Source organism: Variovorax sp. LjRoot84, from assembly GCF_964254305.1.
Classification (GTDB): Bacteria; Pseudomonadota; Gammaproteobacteria; order Burkholderiales; family Burkholderiaceae_C; genus Variovorax.
The window spans coordinates 969,278-987,962 of record NZ_CAXUTE020000001.1 but is presented as its reverse complement, the minus strand read 5'-3'; the positions used below and the strand labels follow the sequence as shown (position 1 = coordinate 987,962).

Annotated in this window: 21 protein-coding genes and 1 tRNA gene; 12 read left to right on the top strand and 10 right to left on the bottom strand. The window is 68.6% G+C overall.

The annotated features are described in order from the left end of the window. Positions 1-6 precede the first annotated feature (6 nt). Both ACSQ9I_RS04965 and ACSQ9I_RS04960 read right to left on the bottom strand, forming a co-directional pair. A complete protein-coding gene (locus tag ACSQ9I_RS04965; protein ID WP_436302883.1) occupies positions 7-1,179 on the bottom strand; it encodes a hypothetical protein in 1,173 nt (390 codons plus the stop codon). After that, positions 1,176-1,844: a sigma-70 family RNA polymerase sigma factor gene (locus tag ACSQ9I_RS04960; RefSeq protein ID WP_436302882.1), complete on the bottom strand. Its 669-nt coding sequence runs from the start codon at positions 1,842-1,844 to the stop codon at positions 1,176-1,178. Before ACSQ9I_RS04960 ends, ACSQ9I_RS04965 begins: the two co-directional genes overlap by 4 nt. 136 nt (positions 1,845-1,980) lie before the next feature. On the opposite strand from ACSQ9I_RS04960, the gene ACSQ9I_RS04955 reads away from it, so the two are divergent. From ACSQ9I_RS04955 to ACSQ9I_RS04945, 3 genes are all read left to right on the top strand, one after another. Continuing rightward, positions 1,981-3,522: a VWA domain-containing protein gene (locus tag ACSQ9I_RS04955; RefSeq protein ID WP_436312444.1), complete on the top strand. Its 1,542-nt coding sequence runs from the start codon at positions 1,981-1,983 to the stop codon at positions 3,520-3,522. A 31-nt stretch (positions 3,523-3,553) separates the two neighbouring features. Beyond that, positions 3,554-3,630: transfer RNA gene (locus ACSQ9I_RS04950), tRNA-Met, on the top strand. 114 nt (positions 3,631-3,744) lie between these two features. Further along, on the top strand, positions 3,745-3,927 hold the full coding sequence (locus tag ACSQ9I_RS04945) for a DUF3606 domain-containing protein (RefSeq protein WP_093109539.1): 183 nt from the start codon (positions 3,745-3,747) through the stop codon (positions 3,925-3,927). 8 nt (positions 3,928-3,935) lie between these two features. Here ACSQ9I_RS04945 and ACSQ9I_RS04940 read toward each other — a convergent pair whose 3' ends face one another. The 5 genes from ACSQ9I_RS04940 to ruvB form a co-directional block, all read right to left on the bottom strand. After that, complete coding sequence (locus ACSQ9I_RS04940; RefSeq protein ID WP_436312443.1) at positions 3,936-4,151, bottom strand: hypothetical protein; 216 nt, start codon at positions 4,149-4,151, stop codon at positions 3,936-3,938. Between the two features lie 348 nt (positions 4,152-4,499). Further along, positions 4,500-5,711: a glycosyltransferase gene (locus ACSQ9I_RS04935; RefSeq protein ID WP_436312442.1), complete on the bottom strand. Its 1,212-nt coding sequence runs from the start codon at positions 5,709-5,711 to the stop codon at positions 4,500-4,502. Further along, the gene (locus ACSQ9I_RS04930) at positions 5,708-6,586 is read right to left on the bottom strand and encodes a UDP-2,3-diacylglucosamine diphosphatase (RefSeq protein WP_436312441.1); all 879 of its coding nucleotides are present in this window, start codon (positions 6,584-6,586) and stop codon (positions 5,708-5,710) included. Before ACSQ9I_RS04930 ends, ACSQ9I_RS04935 begins: the two co-directional genes overlap by 4 nt. Positions 6,587-6,674: 88 nt before the next feature. Then, positions 6,675-7,616: a CDF family Co(II)/Ni(II) efflux transporter DmeF gene (gene dmeF, locus ACSQ9I_RS04925; RefSeq protein ID WP_436302876.1), complete on the bottom strand. Its 942-nt coding sequence runs from the start codon at positions 7,614-7,616 to the stop codon at positions 6,675-6,677. Between the two features lie 12 nt (positions 7,617-7,628). After that, positions 7,629-8,684 (bottom strand): Holliday junction branch migration DNA helicase RuvB, encoded by a 1,056-nt coding sequence (gene ruvB, locus ACSQ9I_RS04920; protein WP_093109533.1) that lies wholly within the window; start codon positions 8,682-8,684, stop codon positions 7,629-7,631. 115 nt (positions 8,685-8,799) lie between these two features. On the opposite strand from ruvB, the gene ACSQ9I_RS04915 reads away from it, so the two are divergent. Genes ACSQ9I_RS04915 through ACSQ9I_RS04885 form a run of 7 tightly spaced genes read left to right on the top strand, consistent with a single transcriptional unit; the run spans position 8,800 to position 15,202 of the window. Then, positions 8,800-9,417 (top strand): CDP-alcohol phosphatidyltransferase family protein, encoded by a 618-nt coding sequence (locus ACSQ9I_RS04915; RefSeq protein WP_436312440.1) that lies wholly within the window; start codon positions 8,800-8,802, stop codon positions 9,415-9,417. 14 nt (positions 9,418-9,431) lie between these two features. Then, positions 9,432-11,192: a bifunctional alpha/beta hydrolase/class I SAM-dependent methyltransferase gene (locus tag ACSQ9I_RS04910; protein WP_436312439.1), complete on the top strand. Its 1,761-nt coding sequence runs from the start codon at positions 9,432-9,434 to the stop codon at positions 11,190-11,192. After that, a complete protein-coding gene (locus tag ACSQ9I_RS04905; protein WP_436312438.1) occupies positions 11,189-12,529 on the top strand; it encodes a phosphatase PAP2/dual specificity phosphatase family protein in 1,341 nt (446 codons plus the stop codon). Before ACSQ9I_RS04910 ends, ACSQ9I_RS04905 begins: the two co-directional genes overlap by 4 nt. Then, positions 12,522-12,959 (top strand): hypothetical protein, encoded by a 438-nt coding sequence (locus tag ACSQ9I_RS04900; RefSeq protein ID WP_436312437.1) that lies wholly within the window; start codon positions 12,522-12,524, stop codon positions 12,957-12,959. Before ACSQ9I_RS04905 ends, ACSQ9I_RS04900 begins: the two co-directional genes overlap by 8 nt. 28 nt (positions 12,960-12,987) lie before the next feature. Continuing rightward, a complete protein-coding gene (locus tag ACSQ9I_RS04895; RefSeq protein ID WP_436312436.1) occupies positions 12,988-13,677 on the top strand; it encodes a lysophospholipid acyltransferase family protein in 690 nt (229 codons plus the stop codon). Then, positions 13,674-14,627 carry a phosphatidate cytidylyltransferase gene (locus ACSQ9I_RS04890; RefSeq protein WP_436312435.1) on the top strand — a complete coding sequence of 318 codons (954 nt, stop codon included), beginning with the start codon at positions 13,674-13,676 and terminating at the stop codon, positions 14,625-14,627. The genes ACSQ9I_RS04895 and ACSQ9I_RS04890 overlap by 4 nt, the downstream gene beginning before the upstream one ends. Further along, positions 14,624-15,202 (top strand): YdeI/OmpD-associated family protein, encoded by a 579-nt coding sequence (locus tag ACSQ9I_RS04885; protein WP_436312434.1) that lies wholly within the window; start codon positions 14,624-14,626, stop codon positions 15,200-15,202. The genes ACSQ9I_RS04890 and ACSQ9I_RS04885 overlap by 4 nt, the downstream gene beginning before the upstream one ends. Positions 15,203-15,205: 3 nt before the next feature. On the opposite strand, the gene ruvA is transcribed toward ACSQ9I_RS04885, so the two are convergent. Then, positions 15,206-15,778, bottom strand: coding sequence for a Holliday junction branch migration protein RuvA (gene ruvA / locus ACSQ9I_RS04880; RefSeq protein WP_436312433.1), 573 nt, complete (start codon positions 15,776-15,778; stop codon positions 15,206-15,208). A 32-nt stretch (positions 15,779-15,810) separates the two neighbouring features. Here ruvA and ACSQ9I_RS04875 point away from each other — a divergent pair, with 32 nt between their 5' ends. Together ACSQ9I_RS04875 and ybeY are read left to right on the top strand one after the other, a co-directional pair. Next, positions 15,811-16,758, top strand: a complete 948-nt coding sequence (locus ACSQ9I_RS04875) for a PhoH family protein (RefSeq protein WP_436302870.1) — start codon at positions 15,811-15,813, stop codon at positions 16,756-16,758. A gap of 1 nt (position 16,759) precedes the next feature. Continuing rightward, positions 16,760-17,212, top strand: coding sequence for an rRNA maturation RNase YbeY (gene ybeY, locus ACSQ9I_RS04870; protein ID WP_093109523.1), 453 nt, complete (start codon positions 16,760-16,762; stop codon positions 17,210-17,212). 3 nt (positions 17,213-17,215) lie between these two features. Here the strand turns inward: ybeY and dtd are convergent, their stop codons facing one another. Both dtd and ACSQ9I_RS04860 read right to left on the bottom strand, forming a co-directional pair. Beyond that, entirely contained in the window at positions 17,216-17,659 is a 444-nt protein-coding gene (gene dtd / locus ACSQ9I_RS04865; RefSeq protein ID WP_093109522.1) for a D-aminoacyl-tRNA deacylase, read from the bottom strand. Continuing rightward, on the bottom strand, positions 17,656-18,612 hold the full coding sequence (locus ACSQ9I_RS04860; RefSeq protein WP_093109521.1) for a cation diffusion facilitator family transporter: 957 nt from the start codon (positions 18,610-18,612) through the stop codon (positions 17,656-17,658). Before ACSQ9I_RS04860 ends, dtd begins: the two co-directional genes overlap by 4 nt. Between the last annotated feature and the right edge of the window lie 73 nt (positions 18,613-18,685).

Below are 18,685 nucleotides of genomic sequence, written 5' to 3'. Positions count from 1 at the left end.
GCGGCCTTAGCGCGGCGCTGCCGGCGGCGGCCCGGCCTCGGGTTGCGCTGCGGCCTCCGGCGCCTGCACCGCGTTGCGCAGGGCCTCGTTCAAGGCGGCCAGCGCCGGCGCCGACGGCGCGCCGGTGGCCGGCAGCGCACGGCCTTCGCGCCAGCGCACTTGGCCGCGCGCGACTTCGAACACCGCCAGCACCTCGCCGTTGCGTTCGAGCGAGATGCGCCATTCAGGCGTGGACACCAACGGCTGTCCGCCGACCGCCGTGATGGCGGCCGATCCCAGCAGCGCATTGAGATCGAGCGCTTCGGCGCGCGACAGGCTGCGGCTTGCGCCGCCGCGCTGTGCGATCGTGATGCGATTCCATTGCGAAAGCGCCGCGAAGGTGGGCGGCTCCGTCGCCTCGGTTCGCACAGTCGGAGACGCAGGGCGTGCCGCGCGTGCGGCACCGGCCGCATCGCCCGGTGCGACGAGCCCGGCCGGCGGGCTCGCCGGAGGCGCAAAGGCTTGTTTGGCCGCGGCTTCTTCTTCGCGACGGGCTCGGGCGGCGAGGGAATCCCGCGGCGCGGGACGTGCCGCCGCGTCAGCCGAAGGTTCGGCCGGCACGACGGGCGCGGCCGGGGCAGGCGGTGCGGACTGCGCAGCAGGTGCTTGGGGTGTTTCCTTCTTCTTGGACTCGGCTTCATCGGCCTGAGGGCGCGCCAGTGCCGGCGGCGGCGCGGGTGCTGCCGGTGCCTCCAGCACAGGTGCAGGCGGTGCCGATGACGGAACGGAAGCCGATTCGGTCGGCGGCGCAGGCTCGGTCGAAGCCGGCGGAGCGGGCACAGCAGGCGCGGCAGGTGCCTCGACGCGCGGCGCCTGCGCAGCGACCCTCGCCTCCCCGTCGGGCCGCGCGCCCGGCACCGGCTCGCGCTGCCAGAGCACGGTCACCAGCGTCGCGACCAGCACGGTGGCGAAAGCCGCGTTCCATGGCATGCGCGAGCCGCCGCCCAAGCCCACCAGGCGTTGCCACCACGGCCGCGCCTGCGGCTCCCGCGCGTGCGTGATGGAAGCCGGCGCTACGGCGTCGTGCGCCCGCTCCAGGATCGCCTTGCGCAGCCGCCAATGGGGCACCGAAGTGTGGTCCGGTGCATGCGCCAACGCGCGCCGCAGGGCGTCGTCTTGAAGATCGTTGTCCGTGCTCATGCCCGAAGCTCCAGCACCGACAGATAGCGCTCCATGCACCCGCGCAGCTTCTTCAAGCCATAGCGCAGCCGGCTGCGAACGGTCTCGAAGCCGACGCCGAGCGTGTCGGCCAGCGCTTCCACCGTGAAGCCGTCTTCGTGGTGCAGCAGGAAGGCGGCGCGCTGGTCGTCCGGCAACTCGTCGAGGCAGGCCAGCAGGCGGCGGCCAGCGGCGCGCCAGAACGCGAGCTCTTCGGCCGATGGGTGCGCGGCAGCGGAAGCCGTGCCGCCATCGCTCAGCAGGCCGCGGCTGAACAGCTGCGCGGCCTCGAGCCCGTCGCCGTCTTCGTCGTGGGCATAGAAGGACACCTCGCGGCCGCTCAGGCGCAGCCGGTCCATCGCCAGGTTGTGCGCGATCGTGAAGGCCCAGGTGCGCCAAGTCGCGCCCTGCGGCGAGAAGCTCTCGCGCGCCGCGATGATGCGCATCCAGGTGTCCTGGAACACCTCGTCGACTTCGGCCGCGAGCCGCACGCCGAGCAGGCGCCGGACGAAGCGGAACAGCGCGCTTTCGTGGCGGGCATAGAGCGTGTCGAAGGCGCTTGCGTCGCCGCCTGCGTAGGCGAGCATCAGCTGATCGTCCGGCATGGCGTCGTGGAGGGCGGCGTTCGCAACAGAGGGGGCAAGCATCGGCAGATTTTCACCTCACGTTCTACGGACTGCGCCGCCGTTCGGGGTTAGCACCCCCTCAAAAAATATCGTCGGGACTTAACCCGACCGACGCCGCCCCGCCGTATCAGCCTGCATCCACAACCCGGAGCTGCTGATGACCACCCGCCTTTCCCTCCTTCGACGCCCGCTCGTCGCACTGCTGTGCGCCCAGCTTCTCTTGAGCGCCTGCAGCGCCACCGAACTCGCACCCGGCGCCGCGCGCTGGCCCACGCCGGCGCCGCAGCCCGAACCCGCAAACTTCCCTTCGCCGCAGTGGCCGGGGAACGTGGTCACGCGCACGGTGCCGAATTTCGAGGCGCCCTCGGCCACCCATTGCGCGAGGCCGGTGCAGACCTACGAGACGCCGGGCCGCACGGGGCAGGACGCACGGCGCGACGAGGCGCCCGCCGTTTACGGCGAGGCCCGCCCATCTCTGAGTCGCGAAGCCAAGTCGAAGCGTAGCGCGCCGGGCGAGGCGGCATCCGATGCCGCGGTCGCCATGCCGGCGCCTGCGGCTCCCGCTGCCGGCGCAGCCAGGGAGGCACTGGTCGCCGAAGCCGAGGCGCCGCGCTTTGCACCGCCGGCGCCCAGCGCGCAACCCATTCAACGCCCCCGGCCGCAACAGCAGGTGGTCAGCGCCGGCATGGTCGACGACAACGCCGACTTCTCGGCCTACCTTCAGTTCCGCCAGCGCACCCAGGTGGCGCATCGCGAGCGCGATGTGAGCGAGCGCTACCTGCTACAGGTGCGCAACGCACGCGGCATGGCCGTGCCCGATGCCGAGGTCGCGGTGCAGGCCGCGAACGGCGCCGCCATGTGGGCCCGCACCGACGCGGCCGGCCGCGCCTGGCTGCATCCCAACGCCTTCGATCCCTCGGGCAGCCAGGTGTACGAAGTGGCTGTGCGCAAGTACGGCCAGCAGGGCACGACCTTCCTGCGCCGCGGGCAGAAAAGCGCGGTCGAGCTGGTGCTGAATACGGCCGCTGTCGCGCAGCGCGCGCGCCTGGACCTGGTCTTCCTGATCGATGCCACCGGTTCGATGGGCGACGAGATCGGCAAGCTCAAGAGCACGCTGCGCACCATCGCCAACGAGGTGGCGCAACTGCCGAGCCGGCCCGACACCTGCTTCGGGCTGGTGGCCTACCGCGACCGCGGCGACGCCTTCCTCGTGCGCCGGCACGACTTCACCAACGACCTGGGCGCTTTCCAGACGGTGCTCGATGCGCTGCAGGCCGCCGCCGGGGGCGACTACCCCGAGGCGATGAACGAGGCGCTGCACGAGACCGTGCACCGGCTGAGCTGGCGCGGCACCGGCGCGACCCGCCTGGTGGTGCTGCTGGCCGACGCGCCGCCGCACCTCGACTACGGCGGTCCGCAATACGACGACGACATGATGGCCGCGCTCGGCAAGGGCATCAAGGTGTTCAGCGTGGGCGCGAGCGGGCTCGACAAGCAGGGGGAGTACGTGCAGCGCCAGATCGCGCAGTACACCGGTGGCCGCTTCGTGTTCCTGACCTACAGGGAGGCAAGCAACCCCGCCAGCGGGCCCGGCCGCGAGACGGTGCACGACGTGAGCAACTATTCGGTGCAGACGCTGGACCGGCTGATCGTGCGGCTGGTGACGGAGGAACTGGCGAAACTCCCGAAGGCCGGCTGAAGGCCGTAGAGCCGGCTATAATCTCGGGCTCGGCTCTTTAGCTCAGTCGGTTAGAGCGATGGAATCATAATCCACAGGTCCGCGGTTCGAGTCCGTGAAGAGCCACCAAACCCGCCACGAAAAGCCCGCTATCGCATCGGTAGCGGGCTTTTTTTATTGCCTTGCCAAGCGCCGCGCGCGAGCCTAAAAAGTCAGGCCGCACATCGCCTACGAGGAGTCGCCATGCCCGACGATCTGAGTCATTTCAAGCCGCTGGACCCCGGCCGGGTCAATGCCCTCGACCCCGTCGAGCTGCAGTACTGGTGCCAGCAGCTTCGCTGCAGCGAGACCGAGCTGCAGGACGCGCTGTCCAAGGTGGGCGACCACGTGACCGCGGTGCGCGATCGGCTGGCATCGCGCGAGTAGAGGCGCCCCTAGTTCTTGGGGCGCCAGGCGCTGAGGAATTCGGAGGTCTTGTCGTTCTGCCGCCGCGTCGCAGCAGCATCAGCCGAGGCGGACGAGGACGGCGAGGCGGAAGCATTGCCATTGCTGTCCTGAGGCTGCGCAGCGGGCGCACCGCTGCCCTTGCAGCCCGTCATGCACAGCACCAGCGTCGCCAGGCCGGCGACCGCGACCCACGATTTCTTCACAGTCAATTCCCCCGGTTTCGCCGTCCAGCCTGATGGCTGGCTTCGACGACCGTGAGCCTAACTGTTTTTGCAAACCAAAGCTCTAGTGTTCAGCACAAAAAGTCAGCAACAAGTACTACTTTTCTCACATACATCGCACTCGCCTGTAGCCATAATGTGCTACATGAAACTCCGTGGCAATGATGCTCCAGACGAGCCAGAGGACGAGTCCGACTACTCCTCCCTTGCGCCGCTCAACCGGGCGCATCTGACGCACGAGCCGGTTCGCCGCGTCCCAACGTGGGCCGGCTTCGCGTGCGCCGTGGCATTGGGTGCGGCGGTGGTCGAGGCGCTCCGGCGCCTGCTCGGTCACTGAGCGCCGAGCGCCAGCCCCGAGATCGATTCTTCACCGCCGGCGGGTGCTTCGGCGCGTGTCAGGATGCCCTGCAGGATTCCCGGCAGCTCGAACACTGCGCGGTTGTGCATCTTGTGGGTCGCGGTGCGGTAGTTCTCCAGATCGCGGACCAGTTCGTCCACCGCGCCGGGCACCTTGGCATAGCTCGCGCATACCAGGCCTACCCCATGCTCGCGCACCCATTGGGCGTTGTAGCGCTCCTGCGGCAAGGTCCAGCTGTTGCACACCACGATCACCGGCAGATGCAGTTGCACCGCCTCGCTGACACTGCCCGGGCCGGGCTTGCCGATGAAGAAGTCGGCCAGTTGCATGTAGCGGGCGACGTCGGGCGTGAAACCCAGCACCAGCCGCGGCGCGCGCGCCGGTTGTGCGCGCAAGGCTTTGGCGAGCGCTTCGTTGTGGCCGCAGGCCAGGATGAGCTGGGTGTCGGGCAGGCGCTTCGCGATGCCGAGCATGGCCTTGGAGCCTTGCCCGCCGAAGAGCACCAGGCCGGTTGGGCGATCGGGGTCCAGCCCCAGGCGGCGGCGCTCGGCAGCCCGATCGACGGACTCTGTCTCGTAGAAGGCCGAACGGATCATCATTCCCGAGGTCGCATGGATGCGATCATCCGTGTAGCCCGCTTCACGCGCCTGCTGCACGGCGCGTTCCGAGCCGCAGACGAAATGCTGGTCCTGCCCTTTCTCGATCCAGAAGTGCGGCGGGTGATCGGCCAGATCGGTCAGCACCGTCACGTAGGGCACGCCCGGCAGCGCCGAGGCGACCGACTCGTAGAGCGGCCGGTTGAAGTTCGGAATCAACGACACCACCATGTCCGGCTCGGTCGCCAGCCAGTGCTGCTGCAACGGGCGCACCAGCTTCGGCTTGGCCCAGCGAATCACGGCCTGCAGCACCTTGAGCTCGTGCGCGAGCCCGATCGTCCAGCCGCGCGCGAGCCGCTTGTTGTAGACGTCCTCCGGGTCCATGCCGGTCAGCTTGCGAAAGCTGTCCTTCGGATCCAGCACTTCGCGCAGATTGACCAGGCGCACGGTCCAGGGCAAGCCCTCGCGCTGGATAGCCGCCTCGAGCGCCAACGCGGAGGCACGGTGCCCGCCGCCGGCGTCGAAGTAGACGAGGTCGACGGTTCGCTGGGCCGGGTGGCGCGAGGAAGTCGATGGCGCGCGCGTCATGCGTGCGCCGGCTCGCGCCGGGAAGCGGCCCGCCCGGCCCGGGTCGCGACCGGCATGTGCTCTGCCCAGTGCAGGATTTCGAGCCTGCCGTCGGCATGCTCGGCCAGCGCCGTGAGGCTCTCGACCCAGTCGCCGTCGTTGGCGTAGAGGATGCCATCGATGTCGCGCAGCTCGGCATGGTGGATGTGCCCGCAGACCACGCCCTGCACGCCGCGCTTGCGGGCCTCGCGCGCCACCGCGTTCTCGAAGTCGCCGACATAGCTGACCGCGCGCTTGACCTTCTGCTTCAGGTACTTGGACAGCGACCAGTAAGGCAACCCCAGGCGCGCACGCAGCGAGTTGAGATACCGGTTCAGCTTGAGCGTGAACTCGTAGAGCGAGTCTCCCACGTGGGCCAGCCACTTCGCGCACTGGATCACGCCATCGAACAGGTCGCCGTGCATGATCCAGAGCTTGCGGCCGTCAGCCGTCTCGTGGATCCATTCGTCGGCCACGTCGATGCCGCCGAAGTTGTGATGCAGGTACTTGCGCGCGAACTCGTCGTGGTTGCCCGGAATGAAGATCACGCGCGTGCCCTTGCGCGCCTTGCGCAGCAGCTTTTGGATCACATCGTTGTGCGGCTGCGGCCAGTACCAGTGGCGGCGCAGCTGCCAGCCGTCGATGATGTCGCCGACCAGGAACAGGGTCTCGCACTCGGTGTGCTTCAGGAAGTCGAGCAGCGCCTTCGCCTGGCAGCCGGGCGTGCCCAGGTGCAGGTCGGAAATCCAGAGGGTGCGATAGCGTTGGGGAGGACGCGTGACTTCCTCGTCTTCCACGGAGGAGGACAGGTCGGCCGTGTTGCGCCATGCACTAAGAAAGGCGTCATCGCGTTGCATGGGTCGTCATCGTCGCCAGCGCGGATGACGGCGCCGTGGCGGCGCGGTGAAGCTTCAATGACAGTGCAAATGCGCCACGGCGGCGCTGTCATCCAGCCGCGCAGCGGTGAATCTCGATGGTCGAGTGCCTGATTTCTTCGTGCATCGAAAAGGTCGCACGAACGTCATCGGGCGTCAGCGTTGACGAATGCGTGACAACGCTCAATGCGCACGCATAGGCGCCCTGGCCGACGCGCCACACGTGCAGATCGGCCACGCGCGTTTCCGAATCCGCCAAGCCCTGCTCCACGCCCTCGCGGATCTCGTCGACCACCGGATGGTCCATCTCGCGGTCGAGCAGCACCTTGCCGGTTTCGACAAGCAATCCCCGCGCCCAGCTCGCGACCAGCACGGCACCGACGATGCCCATCAGCGGATCGAGCCAGGCCCAGCCGTAGAGCCAGCCGCCGGCGAGCGCGACGATGGCGAGCACCGAGGTCGCGGCGTCGGCCACGACGTGCAGGTAGGCGGAGCGCAGGTTCAGGTCATGGCCGTGATCGTGCGCGTGGTCGTGATGGGCGTGGTCGTGGTGGTGATGCGCACCACCGAGCAGCCGCGCGCAAAGCAGGTTGACCAGCAGCCCCAGCACGGCCACGACGATCGCTTCCTTGTAGTGGATCGCAACGGGCGACCACAGCCGCTCGAGCGAACCCACCACCATCAGCACCGCGACGCCGAGCAGGAACAGCGCACTCGCAAAGCCACCCAGCACTTCGATCTTCCAGGTACCGAAGGCGAAGCGCCGGTCGCCGGCATAGCGCCGCGCCGCCGCATAGGCGAAGGCGCTGAGCCCGATGGCCACGGCGTGCGAACTCATGTGCCAGCCGTCGGCCAAGAGCGCCATCGAGTTGAACCACCAGCCGGCGCCGATTTCCAGCAGCATGGCGGCGGCCGTGATCCACATCACGAGCCGCGTGCTGCGTTCGGCGGCATGGCTGTCGCCCTGGAATCGGTGTTCGTGCTGCCACCCGCTGAGATCGTGCGTATGCATGAAAAAAGACCCTCAGTTGCCGAACATATCGCCGTCGCGCTGCGGCGCCGCGACGCCCAGATGCCGGTACGCGGCCAGCGTGGCGATGCGCCCGCGCGGCGTGCGCTGCAGGTAGCCCTGCTGGATCAGGTAGGGCTCGATCACGTCCTCGATGGTACCGGCCTCCTCGCCGATGCTGGCCGCGATGTTGTCCAGCCCGACCGGACCGCCGTCGAAGCGGTGGATGACGGCCTCCAGCAGCTTGCGGTCCATCAGGTCGAAGCCCTGCGGGTCGACATCGAGCATGGCCAGCGCCTTGTGGGCCAGGTCTTCGGTGATGCGGCCGTCGCCCTTGACCTGCGCATAGTCGCGCACGCGGCGCAGCAGGCGGTTGGCGATGCGCGGCGTGCCGCGCGAGCGACGTGCGATCTCGAGGCCGCCGGCCTCGTCCATCGGCACGGCCAGCAAACCGGCGCTGCGGCGCACGATGCGCGCCAGTTCCTCGGCCGTGTAGAACTCCAGCCGCGCGACGATGCCGAAGCGATCGCGCAGCGGATTGGTCAGCATGCCGGCGCGCGTGGTGGCGCCGACCAGCGTGAAGGGCTGCAGGTCGAGCTTGATGCTGCGCGCCGCCGGGCCCTCGCCGATCATGATGTCGATCTGGTAGTCCTCCAGCGCCGGGTAGAGGATTTCCTCGACCACCGGCGAGAGGCGGTGAATCTCGTCGATGAAGAGCACGTCGTTGCGCTCGAGGTTGGTGAGGAGCGCCGCCAGATCCTTGGGCTTCTCGAGCACCGGGCCCGAGGTCTGGCGCAGGTTCACGCCGAGCTCGGCCGCGATGATGTGAGAGAGCGTGGTCTTGCCGAGGCCCGGCGGGCCGAAGAGCAGCACGTGGTCGAGCGCCTCGGCGCGGTGGCGGGCGGCGCCGATGAAGATCTCGAGCTGCTCGCGCACCTTGGCCTGGCCGACGTACTCGTCGAGCAATTTGGGCCGCAGGGCGCGCTCGATCGCCTCTTCGTTGGGCGAGGCGGGCGCGGCGGAGACCACGCGTTGCGGGGCCGGAGCGAAATCGTCGGTCTGGATGGTCATGGGCGGTAGGCTGAAGGAACAGTTTAGTCGGCCGAACGGCCATCCGAGTGCAGCACCGGGGCCTCCGAGACGGATGCCTCGTGCAGAATGCGCGACCGAGGAGGGTACGAGAAGCGTGTCGATCTACGAACTGAAGCCGCGATTCCAGGCCCTGCTGCGGCCGCTGGTCGTGCGCCTGCACGCCATGGGCGTCACGGCCAACCAGGTCACCGTGGCGGCCTGCGCGATCTCGGTCGCGCTCGGCCTCTGGCTCTTCTTCGCCACGCCCTCTCCGGCCGCCTTCGCGCTGATCCCGCTCTGGATGTTCCTGCGCATGGCCTTCAACGCGATCGACGGCATGCTGGCGCGCGAGCACAACCAGCAGAGCGCGCTCGGCGCCTTTCTCAACGAGCTGACCGACGTGCTCTCCGATGCGGCGCTCTACCTGCCCTTCGCGCTGGTCGCACCGTTCAGCCCCTTCTGGGTCGGCGTCGTGATCGTGCTGGCGGGCTTGAGCGAGTTCACCGGCGCGCTGGGCCCGACGGTGGGCGCCTCGCGCCGCTACGACGGTCCGCTCGGCAAGAGCGACCGGGCCTTCGTGTTCGGTGCGCTCGGCCTCTACATCGCGCTCGGCGGACCGCTGCCGGTATGGAGTGCATGGCTCATGCCGATCGTCGCGGTGCTGGTGGCCTGGACCATCGTCAACCGCATCCGCCGCGCGCTGGCCGAAGCCGGCGCCGCAACCCGCACCTGAGACGAGAAATCCGAATGACCGACGCCCGCGTGCCACACGAACACCACTTCAGCACCCACGACGACGTGTCGCTGTTCTACCGGCACTGGCCGGCGACGGGCAGCGCGCGGCGCGGCGCCATCGTGCTGTTCCACCGCGGCCACGAGCACGGCGCACGCATGGCGCATTTGGTCGACGAGCTCGATCTGCCGGACTTCGATTTCTTCGCCTGGGATGCGCGCGGCCACGGCAAGTCCCCGGGCCAGCGCGGCTACAGCCCGAGCTTCGCGACCTCGGTGCGCGACGTGCAGACCTTCGTCCAGCACATCGCCAGCGCGCATGGCGTGCCGCCCGAGGACATCCACGTGATCGCGCAGAGCGTGGGCGCGGTGCTGGTCGCGACCTGGGCGCACGACTATGCGCCCCGGGTGCGCGGGCTCACGCTGGCTTCGCCGGCCTTCAAGGTCAAGCTTTACGTCCCCTTCGCGCGGGCCGGCCTCGGGCTCATGCACAAGCTGCGCGGGCTGTTCTTCGTCAACAGCTACGTGAAGGCGAAGTTCCTCACGCACGACCCCGAACGCATCGCGAGCTACGAAAGCGATCCGCTGATCTCGCGGCCGATCGCGGTCAACATCCTGCTGGGCCTTTACGAGGCGGCCGATCGCGTGGTGGCGGATGCCAATGCGATCACGCTTCCCGTGCATCTGCTGATCTCCGGCGCCGACTGGGTGGTGCATCACAAGCCGCAGCACCTGTTCTTCGATCGGCTCGGTAGTGCGATCAAGACCAAGTTGGAGTTGCCCGGCTTCTTCCACGACACGCTGGGCGAGAAAGACCGCGCGCCCGCGGTGCAGGCGATCCGCGAATTCATCCTGCGCCTGTTCGACGAGGCGCCGCAACCCGTCGACCTGCGCTCGGCCCACCTGAGCGGCGAGACCGCCAATGAATCGCGCGCGCTCGCCGAGCCGCTGCCCGCCCTGTCGCCGCGCGGAGCCTACTGGGCGATCACCCGTGGAAGCCTGCGCTTCGGCGGCCTGCTGTCGCGCGGCGTGAAGCTGGGGCACGAGACGGGTTTCGATTCGGGCAGCACGCTCGACTATGTCTACCGCAACGAGCCCCGAGGCGCCGGGCCGATCGGCCGCTCCATCGACAGAACCTACTTGAATTCCATCGGCTGGCGCGGCATCCGGCAGCGCAAGGTCCATGTCGAAGAGCTGCTCTGCGAAGCGATGGAACGACTGGCCGAGCAGCACCGCGAAGTGCGCCTGATGGACATTGCCGCCGGCCACGGCCGCTACGTGCTCGACGCGGTGCAGGCCAGTCCGGTCAAGGCCGGCTCGATCCTCTTGCGCGACTACAGCGACATCAACGTGCACGACGGCCGCGCGCTGATCGCCGAGAAGGGCCTGGAAGATGTCGCGCAGTTCGTCCAGGCCGATGCCTTCGACCGCCTGAGTCTCGCGAGCGTGGTGCCGCGGCCCACGCTGGCGGTGGTCTCGGGCCTCTACGAACTCTTCCCCGACAACGAGATGGTGAGCCGCTCGCTGGCCGGCGTCGGCGACGCGGTGGAAGACGGCGGCTACCTGGTCTACACAGGCCAGCCATGGCACCCCCAACTGGAGATGATCGCGCGCGCCCTCACCAGCCACCGCCAGGGCGATGCCTGGGTGATGCGACGGCGCACGCAGGCCGAGATGGACCAGCTGGTCGAAGCGGCAGGCTTTCGCAAGATCGACCAGCGCATCGACGAATGGGGCATCTTCACGGTCTCGCTGGCCGTACGCACCGGTCCATGAAACCCTCGCGCGGACCACGGGCCTGGAAGCGCGCCGCCGCCTGGCTGGCGCTGCTCGGTCCGCTGTTCTATGCCACCTACGGCTTCGCCAACTGGTGGGCCGCAACACGCGCGCATGTGCCGGTGCCGGTGCTGGTGTTCGAGTGGGAGCGGGGCGTGCCCTTCTGGCCCTGGACCATCTTTCCGTACTGGACCATCAATGCCTTCTATGCGCTGTCGCTCTTTCTCGCGAGCGACCGCCATACGCTGGATCGACATGCAGCGCGGCTGCTGACAGCGCAGGTTCTTGCGGTCAGCTGCTTCATCCTCTGGCCGCTGCGCTTCAGCTTCGGCCAGCCGGCGGTCGAGGGCGCGCCGGCCTTCCTTTTCGACGCGCTGCGCGGCTTCGACCAGCCCTTCAACCAGGCGCCCTCGTTGCACATCGCGCTGGCCGTGATCCTGTGGGACTGGTACCGGCGCCTGATCCATGCGCGCTGGGCACGCGCGCTGCTGCATGTCTGGGCCTTTGCGATCTGCGCCTCGGTGCTCACCACCTGGCAGCACCACTTCATCGACATTCCGACCGGCGCGCTGCTGGGCCTGGTCTGCGTCTGGCTCTGGCCCCTCGAACGCGTGCTGGCGATGCCGCGCGCCTGGCGGCTCGCGCGCGACCCGCAACGCTGGAAGCTGGCCGGCTTCTATGCCGCGGGTGCGCTGCTCTTCTTCGCCGCGGCGCTCGGCCTGCGCGGTGCCGCGCTCTGGCTGATGTGGCCGGCCTTGTCGCTCGCGCTGGTGGCGCTGAACTACGCAGGCCTGGACGCGCGCGGCTTCCAGATGGACCACCACGGCCGCATGCACTGGGCCGCGCGCTGGCTGTTCGCGCCCTACCGCCTGGGCGCCGTCGTCAACGCGTGGCTCTGGACACGGCGGCTGCCCGCCTCGGTCGAAGTGGCGCCGGGCCTGCGGCTCGGCCGCCTGCCGACGCGCGCCGAGTGGGAGGCCGCGGGACGGCCGCGGCTTCTGAGCCTCTGTGCCGAACTGCAGATGCTGCCGGTGCCCGGCGCGCGCTGCGTGCCGATGCTCGATCTCACGGTACCGACGGCACTGCGGCTGCAACGCGCCGTCGCCGTCATCGAGGGCCAGCGCCGCAGCGGCCAGGCGGTGTGGGTCTGCTGCGCGCTCGGCTTCTCGCGCAGCGCGGCCTCGGTGATCGGCTGGCTCGGCGTTCACGGCGCCGCCGGCACCATGGCGCTCGCGCACGATGCGGTGCGCCGCGCGCGCCCGCAGATCGTGCTGCGCCCGGCCTGGCTCGCCGCGCTCGATCAACTGGCCACCTCGGGAAAGACACGCGATGAATGACGACAACGACCGCGCACTGTGCACGGCCACGGCCGGATTGCTGCGCGCCAGCGACGCGCTCGCCTTTTGGGGCCTTGCCCTTTCCTTCATCTCTGGTCTGGTGCTGGCTCTGACGGGGCGCTCGCTGGGCTCGGCCGCCTGGATCGCCTACGCGGCCGTCGCGTTGATCGGACTGCCGGAGCGCTACCTCGCGCTACGCCTGCGGTTCGACGCAACCCTGTTCGACGGGCTCGCGAAAGCGACGATCGCGTCGCTGCCCTCGATGGACCGCGCGCTCGAACAGCTCGGCCTGCGGCGCGGTGGCGACGGCTCGCGCCCGCTGACCGATCGCGTGCTCGGCACTCGCCAACTGGTGCAGCGCCACGGCATCGCGGTCATCGCGCAGACCATCGTCTTCGCGATGGCGCTCGCGATGCAGGATTGGCGCTGAGGCCACGCATGAATCCCGAGGAGTTGTCATGAGTTCTTCCGAATCGGGCGGGCTGCGCAAGGCGGCGGCCGTCGTCTCGGCCTGGCTGATCGTCGTCTTCGCCAAGCTCCTGACCGGCGTGCGCGCCATCTGGGCCGGCACCAGCCCGAAGGCCGAGCAGACGCTCTACTTCGCCAACCACACCAGCCATGGCGACTTCGTGCTGCTGTGGGCCACGCTGCCGCCGGACCTGCGCGCGCTCACACGGCCGGTGGCCGGGCAGGATTACTGGGACGCCTCGCCGCTGCGCCGCTTCATCGGCCGCGACGTGTTCAACGCATTGATGATCCGCCGCGACGGCAGCGCCGCCGGCGGCGAAGCGGCCAACCCGGTCGACCAGATGACCGAGGCGCTGCGCTCGGGCGACTCGCTGATCATGTTTCCCGAAGGCACGCGCAACATCGGCGAGGAGGTGCTGCTGCCGCTCAAGAGCGGGCTCTACCACCTGGCCCGCGCCTGTCCTCAGGTGCGGCTGGTGCCGGTTTGGATCGAAAACCTCAAGCGCGTGCTGCCCAAGGGCACGCTGGTGCCGATTCCGCTCGCCTGCAGCGTGCGCTACGGCACGCCGATCAACCTGGCCGAAGACGAAGACAAGAACGCGTTCATCGCGCGGGCGCGCGCGGCGATGCTCGATCTGCGGCCCGAGTACGACCGCGCGGAAGAGATCTCGCCATCATGAACATCTCTGCCTCCACCGAGACCACGCTCACGCTCTTCGGCGGCGTCGCCGGCGTGCTGATCCTCGCCTCGGCCATCGGCGCGCTGCTCAAATGGCGCGTGGCGCAGGGCCAGCCCCATTCGGTGATCGACAACCTGAACTCGCGCGTCAACGCATGGTGGGTGATGGTCGCGGTGATCGGCATCGCTTTCGCGTTCGGCAAGGGCGGCGTGATCCTGCTGTTCTACCTGATCTCGTTCTACGCGCTGCGCGAATTCATGAGCCTGGCCTATACGCGGCGCGGCGACCACCATGCGATCGCGCTCGCCTTCTTCGTCGCGCTGCCGGTGCAGTACTTCCTGATCTGGATCGAGTGGTACGGGCTCTACTCGATCTTCATCCCGGTCTACGCCTTCCTGGTGCTGCCGATCCTCGCCGCGGTCGGCGGCGACACCAAGCGCTTCCTCGAGCGCACGTCCAAGGTGCAGTGGGGGCTGATGGTCTGCGTGTTCTGCATCAGCCACGTGCCGGCGCTGTTGACCTTGCAGATCCCCGGCTTCGAAGGCCGCAACCTGCTGTTGATCGCCTTTCTCGTGATCGTGGTGCAGGGCAGCGACGTTCTGCAGTACGTCTGGGGCAAGCTCTTCGGCCGGCGCAAGGTGGCGCCCGAGCTCTCGCCCTCGAAAACCTGGGAAGGCCTGATCGGCGGCGTGGCCAGCGCCACCGCGCTCGGCGCTGCGCTCTACTGGGCCACGCCCTTCAATCCCTGGCAGGCGGCGCTGATGGCGCTGACCATCTGCGTGATGGGCTTCTTCGGCGGCCTGGTGATGTCGGCCATCAAGCGCGACCGCGGCGTCAAGGACTGGGGCACGATGATCGAAGGGCACGGCGGCATGCTCGACCGGCTCGACTCGGTGATCTTCGCGGCGCCGATCTACTTCCACGCACTGCGCTACTGGTGGGTTCCATGACGGCATCCGAAGAGGCGTCACTATTTTTCGAGACTGCGGCGCAATGGAAGAAGTGGCTCGCCACCCATCACGCCACATCGGCGGGCGTGTGGCTGCGCCTCGCGAAGAAGGACAGCAGCGAGCGCTCGGTGAGCTATGCCGAAGCGGTCGAGGAAGCGCTTTGCCAGGGTTGGATCGATGGCCGGAAGAAGGCCGATGACGACAGCTTCTGGCTGCAGCGCTTCACGCCGAGGTCGCCCAGGAGCGTCTGGTCGAAGATCAATCGCGACAAGGCCATGACGCTGGTGAAGGAGAAGCGCATGCGGCCGGCCGGCAAGGCGCAGATCGATCGGGCGAAGAAGGACGGTCGCTGGGAAGCGGCCTACGACGGCGCACGCACGTCCGCCATCCCGCCCGATCTGAAGGCCGCGCTCGACGCCGATCGCCACGCGGCCGCCTTCTTCGAGACGCTGGATGGCGCCAACCGCTATGCAATTCTGTGGCGCCTACAGACTGCCAAGAAAGCAGAGACGCGCGAACGCCGACTCGCGCAGTTCGTGGCGATGCTGGCGCGCCACGAGAAGATCCACGCCTGAACGCTACTTCGCCAGCGCCTTCAGCGCCAGCTTGATTCCTTCGCCCACCGCCACATCCTTCGGCAAGGCCTTGAGCGAGGCGGCGGCCTCCTTGTCGCTGTAGCCCAGCGCGACCAGCGCTTGCAGGATGTCGGCCTGCGCATCGGTCGCCGCATGCGCAGGCGCGCCGATGTCGGCGCCCATCTTGCCCTTGAGTTCGAGCAAGAGCCGCTCGGCGGTCTTCTTGCCGATGCCGGGAATCTTCACCAGCCGCCCCGCGTCCTGCAGGGTGATGGCCTGCGCGAGCTCGGCGACGCTGAGGCCGGACAGCACGCCCAGCGCCATGCGCGGTCCGACACCCGAGATCTTGATGAGCTGGCGAAAAGTGGCGCGCTCGTCGGCGCTGCCGAAGCCGTAGAGCACCTGCGCATCCTCGCGCACCACGAAATGCGTGAGCAGCGAAACGCGTTCGCCGGTGGAAGGCAGGTTGTAGAAGGTGCTCATCGGCACGTCGACCTCGTAGCCGACGCCGTTGCAGTCCACCACCACCTGCGGCGGATTGCGTTCGGCCAGGATGCCGGTGAGTTTGCCTATCATGGGTGCCCTTCTCGCTTTGAAATGAAATCCGCGTGATTCTGCGACACACCTTCGCCCCGCCCAACAACACGCGCCTGGGGCACCTCTGCGGGCCGCTCGACGCGCACCTGCGGCGTATCGAGGAGGCGCTCAACGTCAAGATCGCGCACCGGCACGAGCAGTTCAAGATCGAGGGGCCCAAGCTCAACGCACAGCGCGCGATGGACGTGCTGCAGGCGCTCTACGAGATCGCCCAGCGCCCGATCGATGCGGCGGTGGTGCAGCTCACGGTGGCGGGCGACAGCTCGATGACCGAGGCCGACGACGGCGCGGTGACGCTGGCCACGCGCCGCGCCGACCTGCGTGCTCGCACGCCCAACCAGAGCGTCTACCTCGACAACATCGCCAACCACGACATCACGATCGGCATCGGCCCCGCCGGCACCGGCAAGACCTACCTCGCCGTGGCTTGCGCGGTCGATGCGCTGGAGCGCAGCGCGGTGCAGCGCATCGTGCTCACGCGGCCGGCGGTGGAAGCCGGCGAACGGCTCGGCTTTTTGCCCGGCGACCTCACGCAGAAGGTCGACCCCTACCTGCGGCCCTTGTACGACGCGCTCTACGACCTGATGGGTTTCGATCGCGTGCAGAAGGCCTTCGAGCGCAACACGCTGGAGATCGCGCCGCTTGCCTTCATGCGCGGCCGCACGCTCAACAATGCCTTCGTGATCCTCGACGAGGCGCAGAACACCACGCCCGAGCAGATGAAGATGTTCCTGACGCGCATCGGCTTCGGCGCCAAGGCGGTGGTGACCGGTGACGTGAGCCAGATCGACCTGCCCAAGGAGCAACTGAGTGGCCTGATCGATGCCGAACGCGTGCTCAGGCGCGTCAACGGCATCGCCATCACGCACTTCACCAGCGCCGACGTGGTGCGGCATCCACTGGTGGCGCGGATCGTCGATGCCTACGACGGTGCGCGCAAGCGCGCTGCGAGCCGCTGAGATGGCGCTCGCCGCCTTGTCGCTGTCGCTGCAGTTCGCGCGCTTTCGCGACGCGGCGCGCCACCGCGCCGCGCTGCCGCGCCACCAGGTCGCGCGCTGGATCCGCCATGCGCTCGATGCCGACGGCGAGATCACCGTGCGCATCGTCGATGCCGAGGAAGGCCAGCAGCTCAACCGCGAATTCCGCGGCAAGGACTACGCGACCAACGTGCTGACCTTCGACTATGCGCAAAGCCCGGTCGTGATGGCGGACCTGGTGCTCTGCGCGCCGGTGGTTGCGCGTGAAGCGAAGGAACAGCGCAAGACACTGGCCGCGCACTATGCGCACCTGCTGGTGCACGGCACGCTGCATGCGCAGGGCTGGGACCACGAGACTGGCGAGGCCGACGCCGAGGCGATGGAGGCGCGAGAGATCGAGATCCTCGCGCGGCTCGGCATCAAGAACCCCTACTGAAGCTCACGGCGATATCTGCAGCGGAATCGTGACCGGCCCGTCGTTCACCAGCCGCACCTGCATGTCGGCGCCGAACTCGCCGGTGGCCACCACCGGATGCGCGTCGCGCGCCCGGGCCACGAAGTACTCGTAGAGCCGGCGCCCCTCGTCGGGCGGCGCCGCCTGCGTGAAGCTCGGGCGGTTGCCGCCGCTCACATCGGCCGCCAGCGTGAACTGGCTCACCACCAGCAGGCCGCCGCCGATGTCCTGCACGCTGCGGTTCATCTTGCCGGCCTCGTCCGAGAAGATGCGCAACTTCAGGATCTTCGCGAGCAGGCGATCGGCCAAGGCATCGCCGTCGCCGCGCTCCGCGCAGAGCAGCACGAGCAGGCCGGCATCGATGGCGCCGACGGTGCGGCCGCCGATGTCGACGCGCGCTTCGGCCACGCGCTGGAGCAGCGCCTTCATGCGTCGTCCTCGATCTGCGTGGCGCGCGCTTCCATGCCCAGCGGCAGCAGCTGGATGGTCACGCGCAGGCCGGGCACCGCGTCCATCAGCGCCTGCTCGAGCGCATCGCGCAAGGCCGCTGCGCGCTCGAGCGACCAGTCGCCGGGCACGTGCATGTGCAGGTCGGCAAAGCGGCGCTGGCCGGCACGGCGCGTCGCGATGTCGTCGAAGCGAAGCTGCGCGCCCTCGGGCACGCTGGCGGCAAAGCTTTCCAGCGTGGCGTGCAGCAGCGCCTGCGACGCGGGGTCGAGCGCCTCGTCCATCAGCCCCTGCGACGAACGCCACACCAGTTTCACCCCTTCGCGCGCGATGTTCAGCGCCACGCCGATCGCGAGCAGCGGATCGAGCCAGAGCCAGCCCGTGAGGCCGACCGCGGCGATGCCGATCACGACCGCGGCCGAGGTCCAGACATCGGCCAGCAGGTGCCTCCCATCGGCCTCCAGTGCGATGGAGCGGTGCACGCGCGCCGCGCGAAACAGCGCGAAAGCCAATGCGGCATTGAAGCCCGAACTGAGGATCGACAGCGCCAGGCCCCAGCCCAGCTTGTCCAACGGCTCGGGCGAGAGCAGCCGCAGCACCGCCGCCCAGAGGATGGCGATGGCCGCGCCGATGATCAGGATGCCTTCGAAGCCCGACGAGAAATATTCGGCCTTGTGATGGCCATAGGGATGGTCTTCGTCGGCCGGCCGCGCGGCGATCGTGACCATCGCGAGCGCGAACATCGCGCTGGCCAGGTTCACGAAGGACTCCATGGCGTCCGAGATCAGGCCCATGGAGTTCGTCAGCCAGCCGGCCGCACCCTTGAGCACGATCGTGATCAGCGCGACGGCGATCGAGGCGCGCAGCAGCAACTGCGGGCTCAACGCGGCCGGAGACGAAGAACGGTCGGTGGTGGACAAGGGAAAACGAGACATCGCCGCAGAAAGGTGGCGAATTATCGTGGCACGGCCGCGGTGCTCGGCCTCGCTTACCATGTGCAGGAACAAG

What these genes read in the sequence shown, in the direction of transcription:
- ACSQ9I_RS04965 (WP_436302883.1), bottom strand. Translation starts at nt 1,179, where the DNA reads ATGAGCACGGACAACGATCTTCAAGACGACGCCCTGCGGCGCGCGTTG.
- ACSQ9I_RS04960 (WP_436302882.1), bottom strand. Translation starts at nt 1,844, where the DNA reads ATGCTTGCCCCCTCTGTTGCGAACGCCGCCCTCCACGACGCCATGCCG.
- ACSQ9I_RS04955 (WP_436312444.1), top strand. Translation starts at nt 1,981, where the DNA reads ATGACCACCCGCCTTTCCCTCCTTCGACGCCCGCTCGTCGCACTGCTG.
- ACSQ9I_RS04945 (WP_093109539.1), top strand. Translation starts at nt 3,745, where the DNA reads ATGCCCGACGATCTGAGTCATTTCAAGCCGCTGGACCCCGGCCGGGTC.
- ACSQ9I_RS04935 (WP_436312442.1), bottom strand. Translation starts at nt 5,711, where the DNA reads ATGACGCGCGCGCCATCGACTTCCTCGCGCCACCCGGCCCAGCGAACC.
- ACSQ9I_RS04930 (WP_436312441.1), bottom strand. Translation starts at nt 6,586, where the DNA reads ATGCAACGCGATGACGCCTTTCTTAGTGCATGGCGCAACACGGCCGAC.
- dmeF (WP_436302876.1), bottom strand. Translation starts at nt 7,616, where the DNA reads ATGCATACGCACGATCTCAGCGGGTGGCAGCACGAACACCGATTCCAG.
- ruvB (WP_093109533.1), bottom strand. Translation starts at nt 8,684, where the DNA reads ATGACCATCCAGACCGACGATTTCGCTCCGGCCCCGCAACGCGTGGTC.
- ACSQ9I_RS04910 (WP_436312439.1), top strand. Translation starts at nt 9,432, where the DNA reads ATGACCGACGCCCGCGTGCCACACGAACACCACTTCAGCACCCACGAC.
- ACSQ9I_RS04905 (WP_436312438.1), top strand. Translation starts at nt 11,189, where the DNA reads ATGAAACCCTCGCGCGGACCACGGGCCTGGAAGCGCGCCGCCGCCTGG.
- ACSQ9I_RS04900 (WP_436312437.1), top strand. Translation starts at nt 12,522, where the DNA reads ATGAATGACGACAACGACCGCGCACTGTGCACGGCCACGGCCGGATTG.
- ACSQ9I_RS04895 (WP_436312436.1), top strand. Translation starts at nt 12,988, where the DNA reads ATGAGTTCTTCCGAATCGGGCGGGCTGCGCAAGGCGGCGGCCGTCGTC.
- ACSQ9I_RS04890 (WP_436312435.1), top strand. Translation starts at nt 13,674, where the DNA reads ATGAACATCTCTGCCTCCACCGAGACCACGCTCACGCTCTTCGGCGGC.
- ACSQ9I_RS04885 (WP_436312434.1), top strand. Translation starts at nt 14,624, where the DNA reads ATGACGGCATCCGAAGAGGCGTCACTATTTTTCGAGACTGCGGCGCAA.
- ruvA (WP_436312433.1), bottom strand. Translation starts at nt 15,778, where the DNA reads ATGATAGGCAAACTCACCGGCATCCTGGCCGAACGCAATCCGCCGCAG.
- ybeY (WP_093109523.1), top strand. Translation starts at nt 16,760, where the DNA reads ATGGCGCTCGCCGCCTTGTCGCTGTCGCTGCAGTTCGCGCGCTTTCGC.
- dtd (WP_093109522.1), bottom strand. Translation starts at nt 17,659, where the DNA reads ATGAAGGCGCTGCTCCAGCGCGTGGCCGAAGCGCGCGTCGACATCGGC.
- ACSQ9I_RS04860 (WP_093109521.1), bottom strand. Translation starts at nt 18,612, where the DNA reads ATGTCTCGTTTTCCCTTGTCCACCACCGACCGTTCTTCGTCTCCGGCC.